We start from the raw sequence: 19,691 nt of genomic DNA on the forward strand, positions 1-19,691 counted from the left end.
TCAAATGACAGAGTCTCGTGGCCCGCATTGCGCCCCTGGTTCGCGCAGCGCTATCCTGCTTCAACCGTTGCTACCACCGCTCAAGCCGCTTATTGCCGATGAACGACGCTCCGCTCACCGACCACGCCGAAACCCGGCCGCCGTGCTCACGCGTCGCGCCCGCCGAGCTCGAACGGCTGTTCGCCAACTGCGCGTGGTTTCGCGCGTTGGCGGCGGAGCATCGGGCGCTGGTGCTAGCCAGCGCACATGCCGAACAGCTTGAAGGCGGCGCGTGGATCGCGCGCCGCAGCGAACCGTCCGACTACTGGATCGGCGTGCATTCCGGACTCATCAAGCTGGCGATCTACAACGCGTCGGGCCGCAGCTGCACGCTGTCGGGCGTGCCGCCGGGCGGCTGGTTCGGTGAAGGCAGCGTGATCAAGCGCGAATTGCGCAAATACGATGTGGCGGCCATCCAGCCGTCGCTGGTAATGTTCGTGCCGTCGGCGACGTTCCATGCGCTGCTCGAAACGAGCCTGCCGTTCACGGGCTTCGTGATCCGGCAGTTGAACAACCGGATGGGGGAATTCATCGCGTCGATCCAGAACAGCCGGCTGCTCGATGTGGACTCGCGTGTCGCGCAGTCGCTCGCCCAGTTGTTCAATCCCGATCTGTATCCGGACACCGGGCGCACGCTGGCAATCTCGCAGGAGGAAGTCGGGCTGCTCGCGGGCGTGTCGCGACAACGGATCAATCAGGCACTGCAGAACCTCGAGAAGCTGCGGATCTTGCGGCTGTCGTATAACCAGATCGACGTGCTCGATCTGCAGCGGCTGTGCGAGTTCGGGCGGGAACAGATCTAGTCGACGGCCCTTCTGTTGTTGCTTCGTTCTGTCTGCTACCGGACGCGGGCGGCTCTACGCGTGGCGCGAGTTTCGAGCACGTCGTCGGTACTGAACAGCGCGAACATGATCGCGGTCATCACGCCGGACTTTTTCCAGCGCAGATAGTAACGATGCGCGCTCTGGTACGGGACATAGCCCTCCGGCATCGCGCTCCACGGCGCGCGCGTGTGAAGCACCCACATCACGCTGTCGAGCACGCGGCGCACATCGTGCGACGGGCGTCCGCGGCGAGGTCCGCCGTTCAGCGACTCGGCCAGCAGCGGCGCGACACGCAACCACTGTTCGTCGGTCAAGTCCTGCACTTTCGGCCATGTCGCGGTGGATTCGGTAGAAGGGATATTCATGCATCAATACCCGTCCGCACGAAACATGAGCCAGCGTCGCGGAGAATGGGTGTCCATGGATCAACCCGCTCGAGACTACTCGAAGCCCGCTTGGGCAAAAGTCAAATCTTGTTAGCAATGCGGACGCAATTGTCAGAAAGCGCAATACGTTATTGCAGCAACACTTCGAGTGAGGCGCGCGGGCCGTCGTCTATCATCGGCGCGCCCGGCGCCGCGGGCGATCCGCGCGCCGCGTCCAACGATAAATCTCTCTCTCCACACGCAGGAAACTCAGTGAGACACACCCGTCTTCTCAGGAGCGCCGCGCTGCTCGGCGGCGCCGCCCTCGCACTCACGGCGGAACAGGCCGCCGCGCAAAGTTCGATCACGTTGTACGGCGTCGCCGACGTCAGCGTGCGCTATCTGACCAACTCGAACGCCAGCAACGACAACCGCCTGTTCATGACGAACGGTGCGATCACCAATAGCCGCTGGGGTCTGCGCGGCTCGGAAGACCTTGGTGGCGGCATCAAGGCGATCTTCGATCTGGAAAGCGGTATCGACCTGCAGAACGGCGCGGCGTCCGATAGCCACCGCATCTTCAACCGCAACGCGTATGTCGGCTTGAGCAGCCGCTACGGCACGCTCACGCTCGGCCGTCAGAAGACGCCGCTGTTCGACCTGCTCGGCGACACCTACGACCCGCTGACCGTCGGCAATTATGCCGAGAACTCGTGGCTGCCCGGCGCACTCGGCGCGGGGCTCTATGCGGACAACGCGGTCAAGTACACCGGCACGTTCAACGGCCTGACGGTGGCGGCGATGTACTCGTTCGGCACCGACTCTACGTCGACCGGCGAAGGCGGCTTCTCGGGCCAGGTGCCGGGCCATCTCGGCGCGGGCAATATGTACGGCTTCACGCTGTCGTACGTGGCCGGGCCGCTTAGCGTCGCGGCCGGCGTTCAGCAGAACAGCGACAACAGCAATCACAAGCAGACCACCTTCAACGCGAACGCGGTCTATGCGTTCAGCTCGACGAAGGTCTACGTCGGCTATCTGCATTCGAAGGACGACACCGGCTTTGTCGACAGCGCGCTCGCGCAGCAAACGCTCGTGCCGGGTGTCGATATCGTGAAGGGCTCGGGCCGCATCGACAATGGCCCGTTCGCCGGCGTCACCTGGCAGGCCACCCGCGCGCTCACGCTGACGGGCGCCGCGTATTACGACCACATGTCCAATGCGGCGATCGGCAACGGTCAGCTCGACAGCGGCTACCGCTACACGTTCGTGGGCCTCGCCGAATATGCGCTGTCGAAGCGCACCGAGGTGTACGGCACCGTCGATTTCAATAAGGTGTCGGGCGCGGCTTCGGTCGAACTGCCGGGCCGCAACAATCAGACCGGTGTTGCACTCGGTCTGCGGACGATTTTCTAACAGGCGATTTTCCGCATCGTAACGGCAAAGCGGCGCCCCTCGGGGCGTCGTTTTTTTTTTCGCCTGTCGCGCGGCAAGCCGGCTCGCCGGTTTGTGCATTTGCCGCACGCATAAAAAAAGGTGCCGCGAACGGCACCTTTTTGTACTACAGGCAGCTTCTGTGGAAGCTTAGAAGCGGTGACGCAGACCGATCGTAGCAGCCGTCTGGTTCTTCGACGACGAGGTCGGAACCGTGTTGTCGCCGCTGTAGATCGAAGCCACGCCGCCGTCGCCCATTGCGTGCTGGTACACAGCCTGAGCGTACACGTCGGTGCGACGCGACAGCGAGTAGTCAGCCTGCAGGCCGATCTGGTGGTAACGGGTCTTCATGTCGTTGCCAGCTTCGTTCACGCCGTAGCCACGCGAGTCGGTGAACGTGTAAGCGATGCCCAGAGCCATTGCCGGCGTCAGGTTGTACTTACCGTTGACTTCGTAGTTGTTGGTGTGACCTTGACGCTGACCAACTGCTGCGCCGACCAGGTTGTCGATACGCGATTGCGTCCATGCCAGACCGACGGTTGCCGGGCCGAGGTCATACGAAGCCGCTGCGCCGAACTGACGCTGACGGAATTGAGCTGCGTTGATCACGCCGCCTGCGTTCGCAACGACGCCGTCCGAAGCGCCCGTGCGGTTGCCAGCCGGGTTGTTCTGCTGGGCGTAAGCAGCACCGAGGTGCAGGCCTTGCCACTGGTATGCAGCACCGAGGCTGTACTGGCGGTTGTTCGCGAAGTTGCCAGCCTGGTTCGAGAAGCCGTACGTGCCGCCGAACGTGAAGCCAGCGTAGTTTGCGCTCGAGTACTTGATCGAGTTGTTAACCGACAGACCACCGTTGGTGTTCAGGTTGTCGTTGTTGTACGGGTGCGCGAAGAACGTGCCGCCCCAGCTGCCCGTTGCGGTCAGCGGTGCGAGGTAGTCTTGAGCTGCGTCGTACTGACGGCCCAGCGTGACGGTACCGAATTGTGCGCTCGACAGACCGACGAATGCCTGACGGTTGAAGATGCCGCCGTTGTTACCCAGGCCGCCGTTGTTGATGTTGAAGCCGCTTTCCAACGTGAAGATTGCCTTCAGACCGCCGCCCAGATCTTCCGAACCGCGCAGGCCGAACATGCTCTGGTTGATGCCGCCGCTGCCTGCTGCCCACTTAGCGTTGCCAGCAACGTTGCTGGTGTACGTCAGGCCTGCGTCGAGCAGACCGTACAGGGTCACGCTGCTTTGTGCGTGTGCGACGGAAGCGAACGATGCGGCAGCCGCAACGACGATGAGACTCTTTTTCATGGGAACTCCAATTCGAAAAATTTACGGGGAGCGGGACCCGCCTCAGCGGCCGATGCCGAGAGCATCTGCCACCGCCCTGTGGCCGAGCCGTGAAGCTTGGCTGGGCACCCTTGAAACGAAGCGTGAGTGTAGGGGGACACCCTAATAGCGGCGCCAATAATTCACGCAACAGGATTTTTCGAATTTCGCAACAATAGCCACCCATCTTGATTTAAGTCATTGTTTTTCCGTCAGTTATGACAAGATTGCGTCGGCCGCTGAGCTGCGCCAACCAAGGCGAATTTGCAATGTCTCAATATTCGAAGTTGTGCGTTTGCAACACCGTCTTAATACAAATGACTTAGTCGGGTCGGAACAGAATGCCGAATAAATGCGCAGAATTTCCGTACGCGGATCTATTGAAACGAATGGCATCCGGGAGTATAGAAAAAATATTTACGAATTCTGGGAACTTAATGGAGTTAATCCTGTCATTCCCGCGCCTACTGCGACGAGTAGCCAATTGCCGTGCGGGTCGATTAACGCGTGTCCCAATAACCGATGGATTTGCCCGCCCTGCAATTCACCACTTTCAAGCAGCGGCTCACTGGCCGCACAAGGAGAGGGGCCTTGGCCCGGCCGCCGATCTGTTATCTCAACAAAACCTCGCGCGCCCGGCTCTGTGGTGATTTCCGCTTTCGGCTAACGCCTGCCATTGGCTTTTTCATAAAGCCTATACGCGCCGTGAAGAAGCTTTCGGCACGGGCATTGCCCGGAGGTGAATTGCGGCGCCGGCCGCCGCGTGACAAAACCCGTGCGGAAAGCGGAAGAATTAATTTAATAAGGCTTCCGTATTGATTTAACGACTCAGGCGCGGTCTTTTTTACACGGAGTTTCCCTGATACCGGTCAATCCTGGCTTATGGTGCGGGGCGCGAGGGCCTGACAGCCTCTTCATCCTCCGGCGACGAACCGGGTGCGAGCGGGTCGGTTGCGGGCGGCGTATCGGGCAATGGCCGCGGTTGCTCGTCGGGTTCGTCGAGCGGCTGGTTGGCGGGATCGGCAATCGGGTCGACGGTGGGATCGGTTTGCATGGCGGCGTCCAGTGTCCAGTGAATGGGAAGAACTCCCAGCGGCGGACGCGCAACCGTTATTCCCGGCAAGGCTGGCGGCAGATCGCAACACGCGCCGTGCCGCTCGTCTCTCAGGCCCAGACGCAGGCACGCGATCGCTGAACGGCACCGCAAGCCTGTAGAAACTGCTCTCGCTTAAAACGAAAGTTTCAACGCGCGCGGCGCTTCAATGCGAATCGCGCTTCGATCCGCTCGAATCCTCGGACGCAGCCGAGAGGAACGGCTCCAGCCCGAACAGCCACGCGAAACAGAAGGCGACCCGCGTCAGCATGCGCATCGGTGGTCGCGACAGAGGGGCGGCCGCATTTTCCAGCGACGGGCCCGGCGCCGGCTGGGGTTCGGTTAAATCGGCGGTGGTGTGGTCGGAGCGCATGGTAGTTCTCGTTATTGGATGAGCGTGGAAGCCGACCTGTGCAAACGACATGCCACTCACGCCAGACCGAATACTTCTTGTCTGTAGGACCAGCCTACCGACGCGCCGCGACCGGCTCTGTGCGTTTGCACGCGAATAAAGGGACGCCACGACGATGCGAGCGTCGCTCAGGCGCGCGACGTGTATGAGATCGAATGCACGGGGCACCGGAGCCCCCGCGAAGAACAGACCGAGAAGGATGCGGAATGGCGCGGGGTCGTGCGACGCATGCAGCACGAAGCCCGCCAAAACAAAAAAGGGTTCCGAAAATCGGAACCCTTTTTATCGATACTTTGGTGGGCCGGGTGGGATTCGAACCCACGATGTCCTTTCGGAGGCGGATTATGAGTCCGCTGCCTGCAACCAACACGGCGTCCAGCCCACGAAGAAAAAGACCCGGTCATAAAGGCCGGGCCCGTTTCATCGATTGGCCGACATACTACACGAAAAAGGGGCCTCCGCAACCGCCTCGCTCGCGCGAAACGACCGGGAGGCCCCTTTGATTGCATCATTCGCGGCCAGCCGCGGCTGCCGCGCTCAACTTCCTTCGAGGAACGACTTCAGCTTGTCCGAACGGCTCGGGTGACGCAGCTTGCGCAGCGCCTTCGCCTCGATCTGACGAATCCGCTCGCGCGTCACGTCGAACTGCTTGCCGACCTCTTCGAGCGTGTGATCGGTGCTCATCTCGATCCCGAAGCGCATCCGCAGCACCTTCGCCTCGCGCGGCGTCAGCGAATCGAGTACGTCCTTCACAACGTCGCGCATGCTGGCGTGCAACGCCGCGTCGGCCGGTGCGACCGTGTTGTTGTCTTCGATGAAGTCGCCCAGATGCGAATCGTCGTCGTCGCCGATCGGCGTTTCCATCGAGATCGGTTCCTTCGCGATCTTCATGATCTTGCGAATCTTGTCCTCGGGCATCTCCATCTTTTCCGCCAGCGTTGCCGGATCCGGCTCGAGACCGGTTTCCTGCAGAATCTGACGCGAGATACGGTTCATCTTGTTGATCGTCTCGATCATGTGAACCGGAATCCGGATCGTGCGTGCCTGGTCGGCGATCGAACGCGTAATGGCCTGACGAATCCACCACGTCGCATACGTGGAGAACTTGTAGCCGCGCCGGTATTCGAATTTGTCCACCGCCTTCATCAGGCCGATGTTGCCTTCCTGAATCAGGTCGAGGAACTGCAAGCCGCGGTTCGTGTACTTCTTCGCGATCGAAATCACCAGACGCAGGTTCGCCTCGGTCATCTCGCGCTTCGCCTGACGCGCCTTCAGCTCGCCGGCCGCCATCTGCCGGTTGGTTTCCTTCAGGTCCTTCAGCGGCAGCACTACGCGCGCCTGTAGATCGAGCAAACGCTGCTGCTGTTCGCGGATCGCCGGGATGTTGCGCGTGAGTATCGCGCTATACGCATGGCCTTCGGCCACGATCTTGTCGGCCCATTCGAGGTCAGTTTCGCTGCCGGGGAAACGCGCGATGAATTCCGCCCGCGGCATCCCGCACTTGTCGACCACCGTATGCAGGATCTGACGCTCGACCTGGCGCACTTCGTCGACCTGCGCACGCAGCGTGTCGCACAGACGCTCGACGGTACGCGCGGTAAAGCGGATCGACATCAGTTCGTTCTGGATCGTTTCCTGCGCCTTCAGATACGACTTGGACTTGTAACCTTCCTTTTCGAACGCGCGCCGCATCTTGTCGAACCATTCGCTGATCAGCGCGAATTTTTCGAGCGACGCGCGCCGCAGCGCTTCGAGCTGCGCAGCGTTGGCCGTCGCTTGCGCGGCGCCATCGTCTTCTTCCTCGTCCTCTTCGTCCTCTTCCTCGGCTTCCTCGTCTTCGTTTTCGATCGCCTCGGCTTCCTGCGCGGAGAAGCCGTCGGCATCTTCCGCGTCGGCGTCGATCAGGCCGTCGACGAGTTCGTCGATACGTATTTCGTCATTCGCGACGCGCTCGGCCATCGCAAGGATGTCGGCGATCGTGGTCGGGCAGGCCGAGATGGCCATCACCATGTGCTTGAGGCCGTCCTCGATCCGCTTCGCGATTTCGATTTCGCCCTCGCGCGTCAGCAGCTCGACCGTGCCCATTTCGCGCATGTACATGCGCACGGGATCGGTGGTGCGGCCGAATTCGGAGTCGACGGTCGACAGGGCGACTTCCGCTTCCTCTTCGACTTCGTCGTCCGACGAAGCCGCGGGTGCGTTGTCGTTGAGCAGCAGCGTTTCGGCGTCCGGGGCCTGTTCGTAGACCGCGACGCCCATGTCGTTGAACGTGCTGATGATGCCTTCGATCGCCTCGGTCTCGGTGAAGTTGTCCGGCAGGTGATCGTTGATTTCAGCGTAGGTAAGGAAGCCGCGCTCCTTGCCGAGCTTGATCAGCGCGCGCAGTTTGGAGCGGCGTTCTTCGAGTTCCTCGACGGTGCCGGGCTGCGACGACGCGAATGCATCCTTCAGCAGCGCCTTTTCCTTTGCACGACGGTCGCGAGCCTTGACCTTCTCCGTCTTGCCCGGAGCGGCGGCGGCGGTTTCTTCGGCCTGGGTTGCATCGTCTTCGACAGATACTTCGTTCAGCTTTTTCGTCATGGAGTTCGCTGTACCAGCTGTAGTCTCGACCCCCGGCTGTCGAACAACAGCCGGTTGAACCGTGGATACTGGAGTCACGCGCGCTACCGCACCTTTCTCAACGGCAGCCGCTTCCCTTGCGCTTCTGACACCTGACCGCTTCGCGGCCGACGGTGCTACCGCTTTCGCCGCCCGGACCGAGGCAGCCTGCGCGGCCGCAGTCGTCGACGACTTCTTCCCGGCAGCCGGGGCGACGTTGACGGCAGACGATCTTCGGGCGGATACAGTCAGCTTGGCTTCGGTAATTTTTCCGCTGCGCTCTTTAGCGCGTGAGCCTGTTGTCTGATTTCCGCCTGTAGTCTTTGCCATCGCATCGCCTTTTCGCCTTTGCTAGGAAAACCCTTGAAAAACAAACCGCTACAAACCTTTTATTCTACCACCCGGGTTTTTTGACCTCACCGTTACAGCCCGAGCTGACGCTTCATGTCAGCCCGCTTCCGATTGAGCTCCGACAACTCCGCGAACTCTTCCGGCGTGTGCCGGGATTGTCTCGACAAATGCTCGAGACGCTCGCAATAAGCGTCGTACCGCATCTTCAGAATCGCAGCTTTCAGTTCCTCGCCGACGATCCGTTCCTGCTCGCGCCGCTCCTCGATAACGGTTGGATCCTGCGGGTCTTTCAGCAGCAAATCCCGGACGTTTTCATCATAGTCTAGAATTTTGCGAAAGATTTCCTCGAAAGTTGGGGCGTTCGCGCCATTTCGCAAGAGATCGGACAAGAGTTGGAACTCCGCCGAGTCGCCCAACGCGCGTGCGTGCGTGGTCACCTCCGCGAACAGCTCGGCGTGCCGCGTCACGGTAACGAGCGCCTCTTCGGCCTCCTCGTCGAGCATCGCGACCGTGCGCGGATGCATCACCAGATTGCGCAGCGTTTTTTCCTCGATCCCGGTCACGCTGCGGCGGTCCTTGCGAGCCGGCGCCTCGCGAGCCGCGGCGGCGATCCGCGCATCGACCTCGCACAGCGCCGCGACTTCGCTGAACGGCACGTCGAGCCGGTCCGCGAACATATGCATGATCTGCGCGCGCAGCGCATTGGCCGGCAGCGCCTGCAACAGCGGCTTCGCGTCGAACAGCGCGCGCGCCTTGCCTTCCGGCTGATCCAGCTCCTTGCCGGCCAACACCTCGTTGAGCATGAATTGCGACAGCGGCATCGCGCGTTCGACCTGGGTTGCGAACGCCTCGGTGCCGAACTCGCGCACGTAGCTGTCGGGATCGTGCTCGGCCGGCAGGAACAGGAAGCGGATCGTGCGGTTGTCGGCGGCGTGCGGCAGACAGGCGTCGAGCGCGCGGCGCGCGGCGCGGCGGCCGGCCGAATCGCCATCGAAACTGAAGATGACCGTGTCGGTCTGGCGCATCAGTTTCTGCACATGAATCGGCGTGCAGGCGGTGCCGAGCGTCGCGACAGCATTCTGAAAGCCAAGTTGCGCGAGCGCGACCACGTCCATGTAACCTTCGACGACCAGCACGTAGTGCTGCTCGCGAATCGCCAGACGGGCCTCGAACAGCCCGTACAACTCGCTGCCCTTGTTGAATAGCGGGGTTTCGGGCGAATTCAGATATTTTGGCTCGCCGCCGTCGAGCACGCGTCCGCCGAACCCGATCACCTGCCCCTTCACATTGCGGATCGGGAACATGATCCGCTCGCGGAAGCGGTCGTAGCGGCGGTTCTGCCCCTGCGCGTCGGACTTTTCGCTGACGATCACGAGACCTGCTTCGACCAGCGCGTCGTCGCGATAGTTCGGGAACGCGGTCTCAAGGTTCTGCCAACCGTCCGGCGCATAGCCGAGGCCGAAACGCGCGGCGATCTCGCCGGTCAGGCCGCGCTTTTTCAGGTATTGGATCGCGACCGGCGCGCCGCGCAACTGCTTGCGGTAGTAATCGCAGGCGGTCTGCATCAGGTCGGACAGCGCGGTGGTGACGGCCTTCGACGCCGCCGGCGCATAGCCGCCCGAACCGCCGCTGCCCCCGCCGCCATAGCCGGGCGAAGGCTCGCGCGGCACGGTCAAGCCGACCGATTGCGCAAGCTCGGTGACCGCTTCGGGAAACGACATGCCCACGTGCTCCATCAGGAACCCGATGGCGGTGCCATGCGCGCCGCAGCCGAAGCAGTGATAAAACTGTTTAGTCGGACTAACCGTAAACGAAGGGCTCTTTTCGTTGTGAAACGGACAGAGCCCCATCAAATTCGCGCCGCCCTTTTTCAACTGCACGAACCGGCCGACCACGTCGACGATATCGACGCGGTTGAGCAGGTCCTGCAGGAATGACGGTGGGATCACAGTAGATGACGCTGCCAGGGAAGCTTCAAAATCCAGGCCCGGAAACCGGGCTCGACACTGCAAGCGGGCCGCAAGCGCGCCTCCTTCGACGCGGCGCGCAGCCCGAACCAGAGCTCGCGGGTTACTTTGCGAGCGCGGCTTTGACCTGTGCGGAGACGGCGGTCATGTCGGCGCGGCCGGCGAGCTTGGACTTCAGCACGCCCATCACCTTGCCCATGTCCTGCGGACCGGCCGCGCCGGTTTGCGCCACCGCCGCCTGCACTTCCGCGGCGATTTCCGCGTCGGACATCTGCTCCGGCATGTAGGCGGACAGAATCGCCAGTTCGGCCTTTTCCTTGTCCGCGAGGTCCGTGCGGCCGGCGGCTTCGAACTGGCTGATCGAATCCTTGCGCTGCTTGATCATCTTGTCGACGACGGCGGTCACGCCGGCATCGTCGAGCGTGATGCGCTCATCGACTTCGCGCTGCTTGATCGCGGCGAGCAGCAGGCGGATCGTGCCGAGACGCTCGGTTTCGCGCGCCCGCATCGCAGCTTTCATATCGTCGTTGATCCGGTCCTTGAGACTCATCACTCACCTGTATTACGTTGAAAAATTGAAAAACCGGCGGATCGGCGGCGGCATGCCGCGGCATCAACACAAAAACCCGCTTGGGACAGCTTCCTCAAGCGGGTTGGCGCAATGTGCGTAGTGGATGCGACCCTGCCGGCTGGCCCGATGGGCCGGGTTTTCCGCGACGGCACCGGTGGTGCTGCCAGCGGTTTCGAGGTTGCCGCGGCGCTCGTTCAAGCGAAAGGGCAGCAACGCCAGAATCAATCAGTAGAGCTTTTTCGGCAGCATCTGGCCACGCAGACGCTTGAAATGACGCTTCACCGCCGCTGCTTTCTTGCGCTTGCGTTCGGCGGTGGGTTTCTCGTAAAACTCGCGAGCGCGAAGTTCCGTCAGCAAACCGTTTTTCTCCATGGTGCGCTTGAATCTGCGCATCGCCACTTCGAACGGCTCGTTATCTTTTACGCGGATGGTCGTCATTTTTCAATAACGGAACTTTGTAAAGGTTGGTGAGTATAGCAGAGCTTTCTCACAAAGCCAGCGCGCCGTCAAGCCCCCCGCGCATAGCCGGCGGCCGCCTCGCCCGCCGCGACACCCGACGCCCACGCCCACTGAAAGTTGTAGCCACCGAGCCAGCCGGTGACGTCGACCGCCTCGCCGATGAAGTAAAGGCCGGGCACGCGCGAACTCATCATCGTCGTCGATGACAGGCCGCGCGTGTCGACGCCGCCGCGCGTCACCTCGGCCTTCCGATAGCCTTCGGTGCCGTTGGGGGTGAGCGTCCAGCGTGACAGCGCCTCGCCGATGCGGCGTAGCGTCTTGTCCGGCAGATCGGCAAGGCGGGCGTCGGCGGGCACCTGATGGGTGTCGAGCCACACATGTGCGAGCCGTTGCGGCACCCACTCGGACAGCAGATTGGCGATTTGCCGCCTGGTGCTGCTTTTGGCCTCGATCAGCTCGGCCGCCGCGTCGCGTTCCGGCAGCAGGTTGATATGGATCGGTTCGCCCGGCTGCCAGTAGCTCGAAATCTGCAGCACGCCGGGGCCCGACAGACCGCGGTGCGTCAGCAGCAGGTCTTCGGTGAATTCGGCGCCGGTCTTCTTATTACCGGTCGACAGCTGCACTTCGAGCGACACCCCCGAGAGCGCCGCGAACGGCTCCCAGTCTGCGGGCGCGAAGGTCAGCGGCACCAACGCCGGGCGCGTATCGATCAGCTTGTGGCCGAATTGCTTGGCGAGCCGGTACGCGAAATCGGTCGCGCCGATCTTCGGGATCGACAGCCCGCCGGTGGCGATCACCAGCGCGCGGGCCTCAATCGTCCCGGCCGAAGTGCCCAGCGTGAACTGGCCCTGGCCGTCCTGGCCCACCTGTTCCACCGCCAGCGGGGCGCGCCACGCGACTCGCCCCTCATCGCATTCGCGCTTGAGCACGTCGATGATTGCGTCGCTCGACTGGTCGCAGAACAGCTGGCCTTTGTGCTTCTCGTGCCACGTAACTCGATGCTGCTTCAGCAGCGCCATGAAGTCGCGCGGCGTGTAGCGCGCGAGCGCGGAACGGCAAAAATGCGGATTCGCCGACAGGTAGTTCGCCGGCCCCGCATTCAGATTCGTGAAGTTGCAGCGGCCGCCGCCGGAAATGCGGATTTTTTCCGCGAGCCGCTGCGAGTGGTCGATCAGCACGACGCGCCGGCCGAGTTGCCCGGCCACGGCCGCGCACATCATGCCGGCCGCGCCCGCGCCAATTACCGCGATATCGAAGGATTCCATGGGGCCGCATTGTACCTGCGGGCCCTCGCCGGCAGAGGGGGCGGCCGGCGGCCGTTGCACCGCGCTGCTATACTTTCAGGCTTACCTTTCACTTTCGGGCGCGCGTTCGCGCGTCCGGCTCAAGCGATTCATCATGCTCGTTCTCGGCATCGAAAGCTCCTGCGACGAAACCGGTCTCGCGCTCTACGACACGGAGCGCGGCCTGCTCGCGCACGCGCTGCATTCGCAGATTGCGATGCACCGGGAGTATGGCGGCGTGGTGCCGGAACTGGCGTCGCGCGACCATATCCGCCGCGCGCTGCCGCTGCTCGAAGAGGTGATGGAGCGCGCCGGCGTCGCGCGCAGCGACATCGACGCGATCGCCTACACGCAGGGCCCGGGGCTCGCGGGAGCGCTGCTGGTCGGCGCGAGCGTCGCCAATTCGCTGGCGATGGCCTGGAACAAGCCGACCATCGGTATCCACCATCTCGAAGGGCATCTGCTGTCGCCGCTGCTCGTCGACGAACCGCCGCCGTTCCCGTTCGTCGCGTTGCTGGTGTCCGGCGGTCATACGCAGTTGATGCGCGTGACCGACGTGGGCATCTACGAGACGCTCGGCGAGACGCTCGACGACGCCGCCGGCGAAGCGTTCGACAAAACCGCCAAGCTGCTCGGCCTCGGCTACCCGGGCGGCCCGGAAGTATCGCGGTTGGCGGAATTCGGCACGCCCGGCGCGGTCGTGCTGCCGCGTCCGATGCTACATTCCGGCGACCTCGATTTCAGCTTCAGCGGCCTGAAGACCGCGGTGCTGACGAATGCCAACAAGCTCGGCGGCGCGAATATCTGCGAGCAGTCGAAGGCCGATCTGGCGCGCGGTTTCGTCGATGCCGCCGTTGAAGTGCTGGCGGCCAAGTCGCTGGCGGCGCTCAAGCGCACGAAGCTGAACCGGCTGGTGGTCGCGGGCGGCGTCGGCGCGAACCGGCAGTTGCGCGAAGCGCTGTCGGCGGCTGCGCAGAAGCGCAATTTCTTCGTGCACTATCCGGACCTGTCGCTGTGCACGGACAACGGCGCGATGATCGCGCTGGCCGGCGCGCTGCGTCTGCAACGCTGGCCCGAGCAGGCCGGCAATGACTACGCGTTCACGGTGAAGCCGCGCTGGGATTTGAGCTCGCTCGCGCATTGAAGCGAAGCCGGGAACCGCAACTCCCGCGACAATGAGCGCAAGCGCCGCGGTCTGCGCGAACACAATGCGAAAAAAAGCCGCTTCAAGAAGCGGCTTTTTTTCATACTTGGAGCCGATGCGCGACAACCCGGTCCACGCATCGACGGCACGCCTTTTAAGCGCCCCGCTTATCCCGCTCGATCACCGCATACGCGCTGTGATTGTGGATCGACTCGAAGTTCTCGGCTTCGAGCACATAGGCGACCACGCGCTCGTCCGCATTCAGACGCTGCGCGACGTCGCGCACGAGGTCTTCGACGAACTTCGGATTCTCATACGCGCGCTCGGTCACGAACTTCTCGTCCGGGCGCTTGAGCAGCCCCCACAGTTCGCACGACGCCTCTTCCTCGGCGATCCGCACCAGTTCTTCGACCGCGACGTCGCCGTTCAGCTCGGCATTGATCGTCACGTGCGAGCGCTGATTGTGCGCGCCGTACTGCGAGATTTTCTTCGAGCACGGGCACAGGCTCGTGACCGGCACCAGCACTTTCAGAAACAGCCGCGTCGCGCCGTTACGGGTGTCGCCGGTCAGCGTCACTTCGTAGTCGAGCAGGCTTTGCACGCCCGACACCGGCGCGGTCTTGTTCACAAAGTACGGGAACGACACTTCGATACGGCCCGCCTCGGCCTCGAGCTTTGCGAGCATTGTGGCGAGCATCGTGCGGAAGGTGGCCGCGTCGAGCGGCGCCTTGTTCTCTTCGAGCAACGCGACGAAGCGCGACATGTGCGTGCCCTTCTGCTCGGCCGGCAGATGCACGTCGAGGTTCCAGGTGCCGACGGTCGGCTGCACGTCGCCGGCTTGCGTGCGCACCGTCAACGGATGCCGCACGCCCTTCACGCCGACGCGCTGGATCGGGATCTGGCGGGTGTCGGGCGTGCTTTGCACATCGGGCATCACAAAGGCGGGATTCATCTGATTCATTCTTTTGTCCTTTCTGGAAAGCGCCGGGCCGCGCCTCGTTTCGTTGCTTCGTAACCTGTCGCACAAGCGACAGCTTCGCGGCGCCCAGCGGCCGTGCGGATCAGTACGCGCAACGGCGAACGCCGGCTCTCGCCGGCGTTGGGTGACGGGTCGCAACGCCCGTTCGTTCAAACTGGAGATTGCCGCGGCCGCCGTCGCATGACGGCGGCACTGGCGCTACGACCAGCGATAGCGCGCTTTAAGCGACGCGCTTCACCGACGATTGACCGCCGACCGCGCCGCTTGCAAGAAAGCGTTCGCGGATCGACCGGGCGATACCCGCTGCGTCCAGACCGCACGCGGCGAGCAGCTTGGCCGGGTCCCCGTGATCGATGAACCGGTCGGGGAGGCCCAATTGTAGTACGGGTCGCATAACCCCACTCTCGAGCAGGGCTTCGACGCAGGCCGAGCCCGCGCCGCCCATGATGCAGCCTTCTTCGACGGTAACGATCGCGTCGTGGGTTTCGGCGAGCTGGCGCACGAGGTCGGCGTCGAGCGGCTTCACGAAGCGCATGTTCGCGACGGTGGCGTCGAGCTGCTCGGCCGCCGCCAGCGACGGCGCGACCATCGTGCCGAACGCCAGAATCGCGATCCGCTTGCCGGCCGGTTGCGAGGTCTCGCGACGCACTTCGCCCTTGCCGATCGGCAGCGCGCTCATCTGCTTGACCGTCGCGACACCGGTTCCCGCGCCGCGCGGATAACGCACCGCGGTCGGGTTCGGCTGTTGCAGCGCGGTGTACAGCATCTGGCGGCACTCGTTTTCGTCCGACGGCGCCATCACGGTCATGTTCGGGATGCAGCGCATGAACGCGAGGTCGTACGCGCCGGCGTGAGTCGCGCCGTCCGCGCCGACGAGGCCCGCGCGGTCGATTGCGAACACGACCGGCAGGTTCTGCAGTGCGACGTCGTGGATCAGTTGGTCATACGCGCGTTGCAGGAACGTCGAGTAGATCGCGACGACCGGCTTCATGCCGTCCGCGGCGAGACCGCCGGCGAAGGTCACCGCGTGCTGCTCGGCGATGCCGACGTCGAAGTAGCGATCCGGGAAGCGCTTTTCGAATTCGACGAGGCCCGAGCCTTCGCGCATTGCCGGCGTAATGCCAACCACGCGCGAATCGAGTTCGGCCGCGTCGCACAGCCATTCGCCGAACACCTGGGTGTAGGTCTTCTTCGACGGCGTCGCCGCCGGCTTGATGCCCTCGGCCGGATTGAACTTGCCCGGGCCGTGGTACAGCACCGGATCGGCTTCGGCCAGCTTGTAACCCTGGCCTTTCTTCGTGACGACGTGCAGGAATTGCGGACCGCGCAGTTCCTTGATGTTCTGCAGCGTCGGGATTAGCGAGTCGAGGTCGTGACCGTCGATCGGGCCGATGTAGTTGAAGCCGAACTCTTCGAACAGCGTAGCCGGCACGATCATGCCCTTCGCGTGCTCTTCGAGCTTGCGGGCGAGATCGAGCATCGGCGGCGCGACGCGCAGCACGCGTTCGACGCCGGCGCGCGCAGCCGCGTAGAAGCGGCCCGACATCAGACGCGCGAGATGGCGATTGAGCGCGCCGACCGGCGGCGAGATCGACATATCGTTGTCGTTGAGGATCACCAGCAGCGGCACGTCGTCTTCGACGCCCGCGTTGTTCATCGCCTCGAAGGCCATGCCGGCCGTCATCGCGCCGTCGCCGATCACGGCGATGCCCATCCGGTTGTCGCCCTGCAGCTTGCTCGCGACCGCCATGCCGAGCGCGGCCGAAATCGACGTGCTCGAATGCGCGGTGCCGAACGTGTCGTACTCGGATTCGTCGCGTTTCGGGAAGCCCGAAATGCCGTTCAGCTGACGCAGCGTGTGCATCTGGTCGCGGCGGCCGGTCAGGATCTTGTGCGGATAGGTTTGATGGCCCACGTCCCAGACGATGCGGTCGTGCGGCGTGTCGAACACATAGTGCAGAGCAATGGTCAACTCGACCGTGCCGAGGTTGGACGAGAGATGGCCGCCCGTCTGCGACACGCTGTCGAGCACAAAGGCGCGCAACTCGTCGGCAAGCGGTTGCAATTGGCGGCGATCGAGGCGGCGCAGGGCTGCCGGGTCGTCGATGGTTTTCAGCAAGTCGTACATCGTCGTTCCATTGTAGGAAAACTTACGCGCCCGCACTTCATACATGCACCCCGGGGATGGAAGGTGCGCGGCGGCGGGCTTTCGCGTTCAGCTGACCCGGTTCACCACCAGGTCGGCCAGTTCGGCAAGGCGCTGTGCGCGCGCGCCGAACGGCGCGAGCGCGGCGTGGGCGTCGCTGCGCAGTTGCGCGGCGAGCGCGCGCGACGCGTCGAGCCCGATAATCGACACGTAGGTCGGCTTGCCGTCCTTCGCGTCTTTGCCGGCGGTCTTGCCGAGCGTCGCGGAGTCGGTCGTGACGTCGAGAATGTCGTCGACGACCTGAAACGCGAGGCCGACCGCGGCGGCATATGCGTCGAGCGAACGCAGGGCGTCCGCATCCGGCGTGTCGCCGGCCAGCGCGCCCATGCGCACGGCCGCGCGCAGCAGCGCGCCGGTTTTCATCCGGTGCATGGTTTCGAGTTGCGGGCGCGTCAGCGTATGGCCGACGCTCGCCAGATCGATCGCCTGCCCGCCGCACATGCCGAGCGAGCCGCTCGCGAATGCGAGTTCGCGCACCAGCGACGCCTGTTGCTGCGGCGCCAGCACGTCCGAAGTCAGCACCACGAATGCCTGCGACTGCAGCGCGTCGCCGACCAGCAGCGCGGTCGCTTCGTCATACTTGACGTGGACCGTCGGCTTGCCGCGGCGCAGTTCGTCGTCGTCCATACACGGCATGTCGTCGTGCACGAGCGAATACACGTGGATCATTTCCAGCGCGGCCGCGGCCGCGTCGAGGCACTCGGCGCGCGCGCCGGTCAGCTCGCCGGCCGCGTGGCACAAGAGCGGCCGCACCCGTTTGCCGCCGCCGAGCACTGCGTAGCGCATCGCTTCATGCAGTTTGGCGGGTTCGGTGGTCTCGGCCGGCAGGTAGTTTTCCAGCGCCGTTTCGACGCGTTCGAGCACCGAGCGCGTCCATTGTTCGAATGTCATAGGTCGTCCCCGCTTTCAGTAGCGGCTGTGCCTGCGGTATTCATGGGTAACGGCTTGAGCGTCTCGCCATCCAGCACCCGCACCTGCTGCTCGACCTTCTCGAGCTGCTGTTGACAGAATGCGACAAGTGCCGCGCCGCGACGGTACGCGGCCAGCGATTCCTCGAGGCTCAGGCTGCCGCCTTCCATGCGCGCGACGAGCTCTTCCAGTTCCGCCTGCGCAGCCTCGTAATTCTCCGGCAGCGGCGCGTTGTCGCCGGATTCGGCTGACGCGACGGGGGAATCTTTCGATGCGGTCTTCGCCATGAATAGTCGCAAAATTAAAACAAGTCGGACATTCTACGGCAAAAGCGCCAGGTTCGACCCTCTCGCGACCGCGCGCTCCGCCTTGCCACCCCGTTTGCACCTTTTTCGCCGCACGCTTTTGCAGCGCTTCGACCCGCAAGTCTCGCAGAAAAAAATCCGAGGGTCTGCGGCGAAAATGCCGAACTTTCTCGACATTTTTGACCCAAATCAGTCACTTAAGCGCCCCAGCAGCGGGGAAACAGGTATAATCGCCGGTTCCCTAAATCGAATCTATCGATGGTTGGGTTGTTCACTGCTTTCACGTCTTCACGGGAGTGGGAATGTCCAATCTGAGCAATGCATTGCAGTTGCGGTCTGTCCACAGCCAGCTGCCAGTCACGGCTTACTTTGACGAAGCGCTTCTTACGCGCGAAATCGACACCCTTTTCAAGAAAGGTCCTCGCTACGTCGGCCACGATCTGATGGTGCCCGAAGCGGGGGATTATTTTGCCTTGCCCAGCGAACGCGAGGGGCGGGTGCTCGTCCGTAACCAGCAGTCGCAAGTCGAACTGCTGTCGAACGTCTGCCGGCATCGCCAGGCCATCATGCTCAACGGCCGCGGCCAGACGCAGAACATCGTCTGCCCACTGCATCGGTGGACCTATGACCTGAAAGGCGAGCTGCTCGGCGCGCCGCATTTCGCGGACAACCCCTGCCTGAATCTCGGCGCGACACCGCTGCAGAACTGGCAAGGCCTGCTGTTCGAGGCGCAGGGCCGCGATGTCGCGAAAGATCTCGCGCGCCTCGGCCCGAGCCGCCACTTCGATTTTTCGGGCTTCATGTTCGATCACGTCGAAGTCCACGAGTGCAACTACAACTGGAAGACCTTCATCGAGGTCTATCTGGAGGACTATCACGTCGCGCCGTTCCATCCGGGCCTGGGCAGCTTCGTCAATTGCGACGATCTGACGTGGGAGTTCGGCGACTGGTACAGCGTGCAGACGGTCGGCGTGCACAAGGCGCTCGAGCAGCCGGGCAGCCCGACATACCGCAAGTGGCACGACGAAGTGCTGCGCTTTCGCGGCGGCAACCCGCCCGAGTTCGGCGCGATCTGGATGGTGTACTACCCGGGCATCATGATCGAGTGGTACCCGCACGTGCTGGTCGTGTCGTGGCTGATTCCGCGCGGTCCGCAGCAAACCACCAACGTGGTGGAGTTCTATTACCCCGAGGAAATCGCGCTGTTCGAACGCGACTTCGTCGAAGCCGAGCGCGCCGCCTATATGGAGACGGCCCGCGAAGACGATGAAATCGCCGAGCGCATGGACGCCGGCCGGCTCGCGCTGATGGAGCGCGGCGAGTCGCAGGTCGGTCCGTATCAGAGCCCGATGGAAGACGGCATGCAGCACTTCCACGAGTTCTTGCGCCGCGAGCTCGGCACGATCTGAGCCGCGCCGCCTGGTGCTGCAAGCAACACAAG

The 19,691-nt window shown here is 63.2% G+C and carries 17 protein-coding genes and 1 tRNA gene; 4 read left to right on the forward strand and 14 right to left on the reverse strand.

The window, feature by feature from the left end; translation table 11 throughout:
* Nucleotides 1–98: 98 nt before the first annotated feature.
* The gene (locus tag LJ656_RS29370) at nucleotides 99–842 is read left to right on the forward strand and encodes a Crp/Fnr family transcriptional regulator (RefSeq protein ID WP_230512996.1); all 744 of its coding nucleotides are present in this window, start codon (nucleotides 99–101) and stop codon (nucleotides 840–842) included.
* A 35-nt stretch (nucleotides 843–877) separates the two neighbouring features.
* Here LJ656_RS29370 and LJ656_RS29375 read toward each other — a convergent pair whose 3' ends face one another.
* The gene (locus LJ656_RS29375; protein WP_230512997.1) at nucleotides 878–1,228 is read right to left on the reverse strand and encodes a transposase; all 351 of its coding nucleotides are present in this window, start codon (nucleotides 1,226–1,228) and stop codon (nucleotides 878–880) included.
* A 273-nt stretch (nucleotides 1,229–1,501) separates the two neighbouring features.
* Between LJ656_RS29375 and LJ656_RS29380 the strand changes: the two genes are divergently transcribed.
* On the forward strand, nucleotides 1,502–2,641 hold the full coding sequence (locus LJ656_RS29380) for a porin (protein ID WP_230512998.1): 1,140 nt from the start codon (nucleotides 1,502–1,504) through the stop codon (nucleotides 2,639–2,641).
* 168 nt (nucleotides 2,642–2,809) lie between these two features.
* Here the strand turns inward: LJ656_RS29380 and LJ656_RS29385 are convergent, their stop codons facing one another.
* The 9 genes from LJ656_RS29385 to LJ656_RS29425 all read right to left on the reverse strand — a co-directional run bounded on the left by LJ656_RS29385 (nucleotide 2,810) and on the right by LJ656_RS29425 (nucleotide 12,689).
* A complete protein-coding gene (locus LJ656_RS29385) occupies nucleotides 2,810–3,955 on the reverse strand; it encodes a porin (protein WP_230512999.1) in 1,146 nt (381 codons plus the stop codon).
* Between the two features lie 898 nt (nucleotides 3,956–4,853).
* Nucleotides 4,854–5,027, reverse strand: a complete 174-nt coding sequence (locus LJ656_RS29390) for a hypothetical protein (protein ID WP_230513000.1) — start codon at nucleotides 5,025–5,027, stop codon at nucleotides 4,854–4,856.
* Nucleotides 5,028–5,232: 205 nt separating this feature from the next.
* Nucleotides 5,233–5,439, reverse strand: a complete 207-nt coding sequence (locus tag LJ656_RS29395; RefSeq protein ID WP_230513001.1) for a hypothetical protein — start codon at nucleotides 5,437–5,439, stop codon at nucleotides 5,233–5,235.
* 333 nt (nucleotides 5,440–5,772) lie between these two features.
* Nucleotides 5,773–5,860: transfer RNA gene (locus LJ656_RS29400), tRNA-Ile, on the reverse strand.
* A gap of 155 nt (nucleotides 5,861–6,015) precedes the next feature.
* Nucleotides 6,016–8,406: an RNA polymerase sigma factor RpoD gene (gene rpoD, locus LJ656_RS29405; RefSeq protein WP_230513002.1), complete on the reverse strand. Its 2,391-nt coding sequence runs from the start codon at nucleotides 8,404–8,406 to the stop codon at nucleotides 6,016–6,018.
* 92 nt (nucleotides 8,407–8,498) lie between these two features.
* Nucleotides 8,499–10,376 carry a DNA primase gene (dnaG, locus tag LJ656_RS29410; RefSeq protein WP_230513003.1) on the reverse strand — a complete coding sequence of 626 codons (1,878 nt, stop codon included), beginning with the start codon at nucleotides 10,374–10,376 and terminating at the stop codon, nucleotides 8,499–8,501.
* Between the two features lie 121 nt (nucleotides 10,377–10,497).
* Nucleotides 10,498–10,944: a GatB/YqeY domain-containing protein gene (locus LJ656_RS29415; protein ID WP_230513004.1), complete on the reverse strand. Its 447-nt coding sequence runs from the start codon at nucleotides 10,942–10,944 to the stop codon at nucleotides 10,498–10,500.
* A 246-nt stretch (nucleotides 10,945–11,190) separates the two neighbouring features.
* Nucleotides 11,191–11,403, reverse strand: coding sequence for a 30S ribosomal protein S21 (gene rpsU, locus LJ656_RS29420; protein WP_008919901.1), 213 nt, complete (start codon nucleotides 11,401–11,403; stop codon nucleotides 11,191–11,193).
* A gap of 68 nt (nucleotides 11,404–11,471) precedes the next feature.
* Complete coding sequence (locus tag LJ656_RS29425) at nucleotides 11,472–12,689, reverse strand: BaiN/RdsA family NAD(P)/FAD-dependent oxidoreductase (RefSeq protein WP_230513005.1); 1,218 nt, start codon at nucleotides 12,687–12,689, stop codon at nucleotides 11,472–11,474.
* 133 nt (nucleotides 12,690–12,822) lie between these two features.
* On the opposite strand from LJ656_RS29425, the gene tsaD reads away from it, so the two are divergent.
* Nucleotides 12,823–13,851 (forward strand): tRNA (adenosine(37)-N6)-threonylcarbamoyltransferase complex transferase subunit TsaD, encoded by a 1,029-nt coding sequence (tsaD, locus tag LJ656_RS29430; RefSeq protein WP_230513006.1) that lies wholly within the window; start codon nucleotides 12,823–12,825, stop codon nucleotides 13,849–13,851.
* Between the two features lie 154 nt (nucleotides 13,852–14,005).
* On the opposite strand, the gene folE2 is transcribed toward tsaD, so the two are convergent.
* The 4 genes from folE2 to LJ656_RS29450 form a co-directional block, all read right to left on the reverse strand.
* The gene (folE2, locus tag LJ656_RS29435) at nucleotides 14,006–14,812 is read right to left on the reverse strand and encodes a GTP cyclohydrolase FolE2 (protein ID WP_230513007.1); all 807 of its coding nucleotides are present in this window, start codon (nucleotides 14,810–14,812) and stop codon (nucleotides 14,006–14,008) included.
* Nucleotides 14,813–15,050: 238 nt separating this feature from the next.
* Nucleotides 15,051–16,958, reverse strand: a complete 1,908-nt coding sequence (gene dxs / locus LJ656_RS29440) for a 1-deoxy-D-xylulose-5-phosphate synthase (protein ID WP_230513008.1) — start codon at nucleotides 16,956–16,958, stop codon at nucleotides 15,051–15,053.
* Nucleotides 16,959–17,045: 87 nt separating this feature from the next.
* Nucleotides 17,046–17,927, reverse strand: a complete 882-nt coding sequence (locus LJ656_RS29445; RefSeq protein WP_230513009.1) for a polyprenyl synthetase family protein — start codon at nucleotides 17,925–17,927, stop codon at nucleotides 17,046–17,048.
* Entirely contained in the window at nucleotides 17,924–18,232 is a 309-nt protein-coding gene (locus LJ656_RS29450; protein WP_230513010.1) for an exodeoxyribonuclease VII small subunit, read from the reverse strand. The genes LJ656_RS29445 and LJ656_RS29450 overlap by 4 nt, the downstream gene beginning before the upstream one ends.
* A 320-nt stretch (nucleotides 18,233–18,552) precedes the next feature.
* Here LJ656_RS29450 and LJ656_RS29455 point away from each other — a divergent pair, with 320 nt between their 5' ends.
* Entirely contained in the window at nucleotides 18,553–19,659 is a 1,107-nt protein-coding gene (locus LJ656_RS29455) for an aromatic ring-hydroxylating oxygenase subunit alpha (protein ID WP_230513011.1), read from the forward strand.
* Nucleotides 19,660–19,691 lie beyond the last annotated feature (32 nt).

The organism is Paraburkholderia sejongensis (genome assembly GCF_020880815.1).
In the GTDB taxonomy this organism is placed as follows: domain Bacteria; phylum Pseudomonadota; class Gammaproteobacteria; order Burkholderiales; family Burkholderiaceae; genus Paraburkholderia; species Paraburkholderia sejongensis.